We start from the raw sequence: 6,579 nt of genomic DNA, 5'->3' as shown, positions 1-6,579 counted from the left end.
TGCCGTGACCTGACCGCCCTGGCTGGTATTGCCGGACGGATCGGTGGCGGTGGCGGTGATCTGTTCCCCGTTGGTGAGTGGCGTACCGAGATCGATCGTAAATTTCCCGTCACTGCCCGCCTTGCCCGTTCCGATAGTGTTGCCGTCGGCATCCTTCAGGGTAATCGTGCTGCCCGGCTCAGCCGTCCCGGTCACGGTTTTGCCGTCAGGCGAGACCGCCAGATTGGCGGGGGCATTCGGAGGCGTGGTATCAGGTTCGGAAGGATTTCCCGGGTTGCCGGGATTCGGGCTGTTGTTGTCGTCATCTCCGCCGCCTCCCCCCCCGGTTCCCGCCGCAATAGCAATCCCACCAGCGACGGCCAGGCCACCCAGCACCCAGGGCCACGCTGCGGCGCCGCCGGTATCGCTTCCTGAAGCCGCCAGTAACGCGTCCGTGGAGGCGATGGATTCATAGGTGGCGGCACCGGTGGGATCTTCAATCCACCACAGCGCACCATTGCTCTCTTCAAGCACCAGCTGGCTTACGCCCTGCGCATCAGTGACGTAGAAATTCTTGAGGGTAATCACTTCGCCCGAGTGGAGGGTAATTACCAGATCGTTTCCGCTGCGGGAGTAATCTGAGATGTCGGCGCGATCCACGTTAAGCTTAACAATAGACGAATGGCCGAGTGTTACCTGTGTGCCTTCCGTGGTCGTTTCCACGCCAGTTAGTTTCGATATGACAGATATTTGGCTCATACAGTTATTACTCCAGCAGAGTTATTGTTTACGGCGTGTCAGACGTGGCCATTTTTTCTGAAGGGATGAGGGCGCTCCCAGCGAAAATACTGTGAATAAAGCAGTATTTACCGTTGCTTTCTTTAGAGCGACCGAGACCCACCAGCTATCAACGTGGCAACATCAGGGCGAAGCTAATTATTTACATGAGTAACTGTTATTTATTTATATTTTCGTAATTTATAAACCTTGTTATTAATGCAGGTATTAATTTATTTTGCTCTAAAAATGATATAGCTATAAATATCTGAATGTGCAAATTAAGTGTTTGTAAACCCTGCGCTGTGATTGCAGAGGAAATTAATTGATAGCGTGAATATATTTCCTCGGTTATGAGGGGGGCGCCCCAGAAGCGTTGGCGTACAGGCGGTAGAGCCATGACAGCGATGGAGACGTGAGAGAAATAATATTGAAAAAAAAGGTTTTATTAATGGTTTTAGAAAAGCATTAATGGTTGCTTAATTATGATTTAAGTTAGGGTTAAGTATCTGCTGTATAATATATTCAATGGGATCGCATAAATAAAATATATTTTCATGTCGGGTTTGCATTCTGCTACTCATAAAAATTAACTGTCCGCTTCACACATTTAAAAAATTAAAAAGGCCGCAAATGTGGCCTTTTTTAGGGAAAGTTAGCCGAAGGTGATTATGCCCGTTTCAAGAAGTGCGGCGAGCGTCAGAAGAATAAAGACGATAACGACTATGGGTCTGTACATTTTAAGCGCCTGTCCTCGCATGAAATGTTGTCTGTTTGAAATTTTCCATGGAGCAAGACGCTTGTCGTTGATGCTTATCAAAGGGCTGAAGAAGATAAGGAAAATCTGCATGAAAGCCCTGCCGCTGCCTGTCGTTGAGGAAGGTCTCGCGACGGGAAAACGGATCGCGCTGAACAGGCAGGCTGATGCAGAGCATGGTTGAATTATTGCGCAGGAGCGCTTTCTACAATCTCCTGGCGCCGGTTGCTCCCCACGGTTTTACCCGTGCGATCCTCGATGCGATACTCAATGATAACCTTATGCCTGCTGGTCGGTGTGACGGTAAGGTCCTTTATCCTGCTGCCCGAATCGGGGGGAAGCGTAAGCGTTGTATCGCCTTTAGCCAACATCCGCCCATTTTGCTTCACCTGCCACTTCAGGCGACACGCCTCACAGGCGGACCAGGTGTCATTGATTGCCCAAAGGCGCACCATTGCTTCGCTTCCCTGACGCCATACCGCCGTCACGGGTTCAATCGACGGCAGAATGGGCTGATAGGCTTTTTGCAGCGCGTAGTAACCCGGTTTGGGCTTACGCAGATAGTCCACGACGCCCCAGTTGATGGAGGGCCAGGTTTCAACAAACATAAAGTGGAAGAGGGCGGTTACCGGCTGGTAGCGCTGCCGACGATAGCTCTCTGCCGCCATTGCCACTAGCTCCGCCTGGTAACGCTGGGTGTTGGCAATCGTCTCCTGAATGGTGTTGCCCCGCGGAATATTAGCAAATTTAAAGGTCTGGAAGGGCTGGAAATTATGGTATTTCCAGTGCGTCCAGCCGGGATCGTCGGCGGCGGTGCTTTTTGGCCACATCAGGTGCGCGGGAATGATGGTTTTCAGCGTTGAGAGTCGCGGTAGAGCCTGAGCGCCAAATTCCGTGACGATCGGGGTTTTGGCGGGGCCAAGGAGATCGCGCATGGTGCCAAAGTACCATCCGGCCCAGTAGTGTTCTTCTACCGCAGAAAAACGATGCACTATGCGCGAGGTATCTTGCGAAAGCGCGTCTCCCACGCGTTTCGTCAGCGTCTGGTTCAGGTTTTTATTCCAGTCGGGAAAGCGTTTTTCCATCCACGGTGAATTCCACGGCGGCTCGTTATGACCGCCCCAGACGATAATCGCGGGGGAATTACCAAACTGTTCGACCATCTCGCGGGTCTGTCGCGCGGCATTGTCTGCAAAGGTATCGCTGTTATTGTAACCCCATTGCAGGGGGACATCCTGCCAGATCATTAGCCCCATCTCATCAGCCACATCGTAAAGTGCCCGGCCTGCAACATGCGAGTGAACACGTATCGCGTTGGCGTTCATCGCCTGCACCAGCCTAAAATCGCGACGATATTTCTTGCGCGTCATGGTGCTAAGCCACGGGGAGCCGATGTAATTACTCCCTTTGATAAACAGGCGTCGGTCATTAAAGAGCCAGCCCTTGTTGTCAGGCTGCTTCTCGATCTTGCGTAACCCGGTACGGGTCACTGCGGTATCCATCACCCCTTGCTCATCCGCCAGGGTTGCGCGCACCCGGTACAGGTTTGGACTGCCATAGCCCACTGGCCACCAGAGCCTTGCGCCTTGCATTGGCAGCGTGACGCGAAGCGATTGCGGTTTCCCGTCCGTCCTCGCAAGGTTTACAGGGAATTCCTGCTGTATACGCGGGCCCGTAAAATTGTCCGGTGTGGCCGTCAGGCGCAGAGTTACGTCACCGGCAGACAGCGCCCGGTAGCGGATCTCGGCGTGCAGCGCGGGTTTGCTCAGCCCTTCGCGCCAGTTCGGACGCAGTATCACCTCGTCGATAGTCACTCCGCGGCTTAAGTGTAGCTTCACCGGCGACCAGATCCCCCCCGAGTTAGCATCCTGGCCGTCCTCTGACCAGGCTCCGCCAGGGCGAGTATCGTGCTGGTTAAGTACGCCTTTCACCATCGTTTTATGCAGCGGCCAGATTGTCTTCGGATCTTCCCAGGGGCTGTCCACCCGAACGGCAAGCTTATTATGTCGGGAAAGGGCATCGCTCACGTCTACGGAAAAGCGCTGGAAATACCCTTCGTGGCGAGCAAGGTGTTTGCCATTGAGTATGACGTCAGCGAAATAATCTACCCCCTCAAACACCAGTGTGGCCATGCTATCTGGAGCGGGCCTGGGCAGGGTAAATTCATGACGATACCAAAGGGCTCCCTGATGATCGTATCCGGCGCTGTACCAGTTGGCCGGAACCCGAATCGTTCGCCAGTCTCGGTCAGGCGCATTGACGCCGTCGAAGGTGGAGATATTTGCGTCATGTACGCGCCACATTCCAGCTAATGACCAGGTGTACGGCTGGCTTGCCTGTGCAAGCAGAGGGGTAAATGCCAGCAGCATAATATGCTTAGCGATCATCTTTAACCTCCTGCCCTCGGCGGTGCAGCCATGTCATACTGCGCCTGGCCTGCTCGACGAGCTCGCCTCGCCTAACATTCAGCTCGCTCTGATTCAACGATCCCGCCTGGCTCTCGACGTGCTGGAGAATTTTTGCAAAGCGTGTGAAACCAAGAGTGACAGCTTCACCGCGAAGCTTATGTGCCGCCCGACGCAGGGCCTCCCGGTCATCGTTTTCAATACTCCTTGCTATGGCTTCCATTGCCTCGTCAAGCCCGTTGCCGAACAGCGTCAGCAGCTCATTAACCAGTTCAGGATCGTCCGCGCACTGTTTTAGCAGGTGAGCCTCATCAGGCAGCCCCGCGTCTTCTCCGGCGACAACACGGTCTATCTCCCCCCTGAGTGCCTCCTGACTCACCGGCTTGGCAATATAGCCGTCGAAGCCCATTGCCAGACAGCGCGCCTGGTCGCCCTGCATGGCGTGGGCAGTCATCGCTATGGCGGGTTGGTGGCTACGCCCCCTGGCCCGTGTCTCTTCACGAAGCTGGCGAATGGCCGTTTCACCGTCCATTTCCGGCATTTGCAAGTCAACCAGCATCAAATCCCAGGGCTGTTCACGCCAGCGCTCGAGGGCCTCCCGGCCATTGGATACCACTTCGCAACGGTGGCCGAGCTGCTCCAGCAGGCGTCTGGCGACTTTCTGATTCACCAGGTTGTCCTCGGCCAGCAAAATGTGCAGCCCGGCCTGAACCTGTACCGGCGAGGTGACGGGAGCGGGGGAAGGTGAAGAGGACGATGCCAGATGTGGCGCGGGTGCCAGGACGCTGGCTATGGTTTGATAGAGTTCACGTTGGGCAACCGGCTTATGTAAATAGTGGGCAATCCCGATGCGCTTGAGCATTTTGGCGTCGAACTGGCGGTTCATGGAACTGAGCATAATAATGTGGCTTTTCTCGGCCTGTGGCATAACAGAGAGTTCAATGGCCAGTGATACCCCGTCCATATCCGGCATTTGTGCATCCAGCAGGATCAGCGGCCAGCATCCCCCTTTTGCTGTCAGGCTTAACGCTTCCCCGGCGTTGTTTACACAGGTCGGTGTCAGACCCATCTGGCGAAGCATGGTGTCCAGTAGCCGCAGGTTGGTACTGTTGTCGTCTACCACCAGTACCGGCTCACCGTTGAAACCGGCTACAGGCGTGACGGTCGATGAGGCAGCCGGCTGGCTCTCCAGCGGCAGCGTAAACGCAAATTCGCTGCCTGTACCCGGCTCGCTCTGAACCGTTAGCTCTCCGCCCATCAGGCTTACCAGGCGGGCAGAAATGGTCAGTCCGAGGCCAGTGCCGCCGTAGCGGCGAGTGGTAGAGCTATCGGCCTGGCTGAACGCTTCAAAAATGGCTTTTTGTTTTTCCCGCGGGATGCCAATGCCGCTGTCGCGAATGCGAAAACGCCACTGCCCTTTACTTTGCGCAGGCTCTATTGCCAGCATAACCTCACCGTGATGGGTGAACTTCAGCGCGTTGCCCAGGAGATTCGTCAGAATTTGACGCAGCCGGGGACCATCAGCAATGAGCACTTCCGGTACTCCCGGAGCAATATCCACCAGCAGCTCAATGCCTTTTTCGCTGGCGGCGGGCATATGTGGGCGGATCAGCGACTGCACAAAGGGTCGGATCTCCAGAGGCTCGGTATCGACAGTCATCTTTCCTGACTCAATGCGGGAGAAATCGAGGATGTCATTGATGATATGCAGCAGTGACTGCGCTGAACTCATCACCAGGGAAAGATAGTCCCGCTGTTCGGGGTTGAGCTGCGTATCGAGACAGAGCTGAGTCATGCCCAGAATGCCATTCATCGGGGTGCGAATTTCGTGGCTCATGTTGGCCAGAAAAGCACTCTTCGCCTCGTTGGCCTCCCGGGCCACTTTCGCCGCTTCAATGGCCAACAGCTCGGCCTCTTTACGACGGGTGATGTCCTGTAGGGTGCCTATGACTCGTTCGGCCTGCTGCTGCATACTGAGGGTGACCACCTGTCCCGAGATCAGCATCCAGCGCCAGCCCTGCGTCGCGTGCTGTACGCGAATTTCACATTCAAACACGGGCATGTGCTCCTGCTTGGAGGCGATCATCGCCTTGCGCAGGACTGCGCGATCCTCTTCATGGACCAGATTAAGTAAAAAGCGCAGCGGGTAGTGCTGTTGCGTACGCGACTGCCCCACCATCGCCAGCAGCGTATCGTTCACCTCCAGACTGTCGTGAGAGACCTGCCAGTTCCAGATGCCAATCTGAATGGACTCTGCGGTCAGTAAAAAATCATCGTGCAGTTGCTGGCGCGAGCGCTGGGCGTCGTCAAGCTCGGTAATATCGGTATGCAGGCTGAGGATGCCGCCATCGGCAAGACGCTGATGCTGTACGTAGATCCGCCGTTTTCCCGACTGCCTTACCTCTCTGTGGCTTGACTGACGGCAGTTGCGTACGATCGCTTCACGCAGTGTCCGGCGGCGGGTGGAGTCGATGTTATAACCCGCATCAATAAATTTCTCCGCCAGGCTCTCAAGGGTGGCGCCGGCGCTTAGCCAGGGGGCAATGACCGGGTAAAAGCGCGTTATCTGATCATTCCAGGCCGTCAGATGCTCGGCGGGATCGTAAATCATCACCCCCACAGGCAGCGCGTTAAGATCGAAACGGGATGTGGTTCGCATGG

At 55.3% G+C, this 6,579-nt stretch carries 4 protein-coding genes; 1 reads left to right on the top strand and 3 read right to left on the bottom strand.

What is annotated here, in order from left to right; all coding sequences use genetic code 11:
• Positions 1–738, bottom strand: a 738-nt coding sequence (locus tag G6Q29_RS20710; RefSeq protein WP_165470170.1) for a BapA/Bap/LapF family prefix-like domain-containing protein, incomplete at its 3' end; no start/stop codon positions are given.
• Positions 739–1,481: 743 nt separating this feature from the next.
• Between G6Q29_RS20710 and G6Q29_RS20705 the strand changes: the two genes are divergently transcribed.
• On the top strand, positions 1,482–1,697 hold the full coding sequence (locus G6Q29_RS20705) for a hypothetical protein (protein WP_165466075.1): 216 nt from the start codon (positions 1,482–1,484) through the stop codon (positions 1,695–1,697).
• Between the two features lies 1 nt (position 1,698).
• On the opposite strand, the gene G6Q29_RS20700 is transcribed toward G6Q29_RS20705, so the two are convergent.
• The gene (locus G6Q29_RS20700) at positions 1,699–3,900 is read right to left on the bottom strand and encodes a glycoside hydrolase family 2 protein (protein WP_165466074.1); all 2,202 of its coding nucleotides are present in this window, start codon (positions 3,898–3,900) and stop codon (positions 1,699–1,701) included.
• The gene (locus G6Q29_RS20695; RefSeq protein ID WP_165466073.1) at positions 3,890–6,577 is read right to left on the bottom strand and encodes a response regulator; all 2,688 of its coding nucleotides are present in this window, start codon (positions 6,575–6,577) and stop codon (positions 3,890–3,892) included. Before G6Q29_RS20695 ends, G6Q29_RS20700 begins: the two co-directional genes overlap by 11 nt.
• Positions 6,578–6,579: the final 2 nt, after the last annotated feature.

Source organism: Enterobacter cloacae, from assembly GCF_011078175.1.
Classification (GTDB): Bacteria; Pseudomonadota; Gammaproteobacteria; order Enterobacterales; family Enterobacteriaceae; genus Enterobacter; species Enterobacter cloacae_Q.
Note: the sequence above shows the minus strand (reverse complement) of the source record. Positions and strands in the feature narration are given on the sequence as shown.

Bases quoted from the DNA above. Each gene is read 5' to 3' on its own strand.
- G6Q29_RS20700 (WP_165466074.1), bottom strand. From the start codon at position 3,900: ATGATCGCTAAGCATATTATGCTGCTGGCATTTACCCCTCTGCTTGCA.
- G6Q29_RS20695 (WP_165466073.1), bottom strand. From the start codon at position 6,577: ATGCGAACCACATCCCGTTTCGATCTTAACGCGCTGCCTGTGGGGGTG.
- G6Q29_RS20705 (WP_165466075.1), top strand. From the start codon at position 1,482: ATGGGTCTGTACATTTTAAGCGCCTGTCCTCGCATGAAATGTTGTCTG.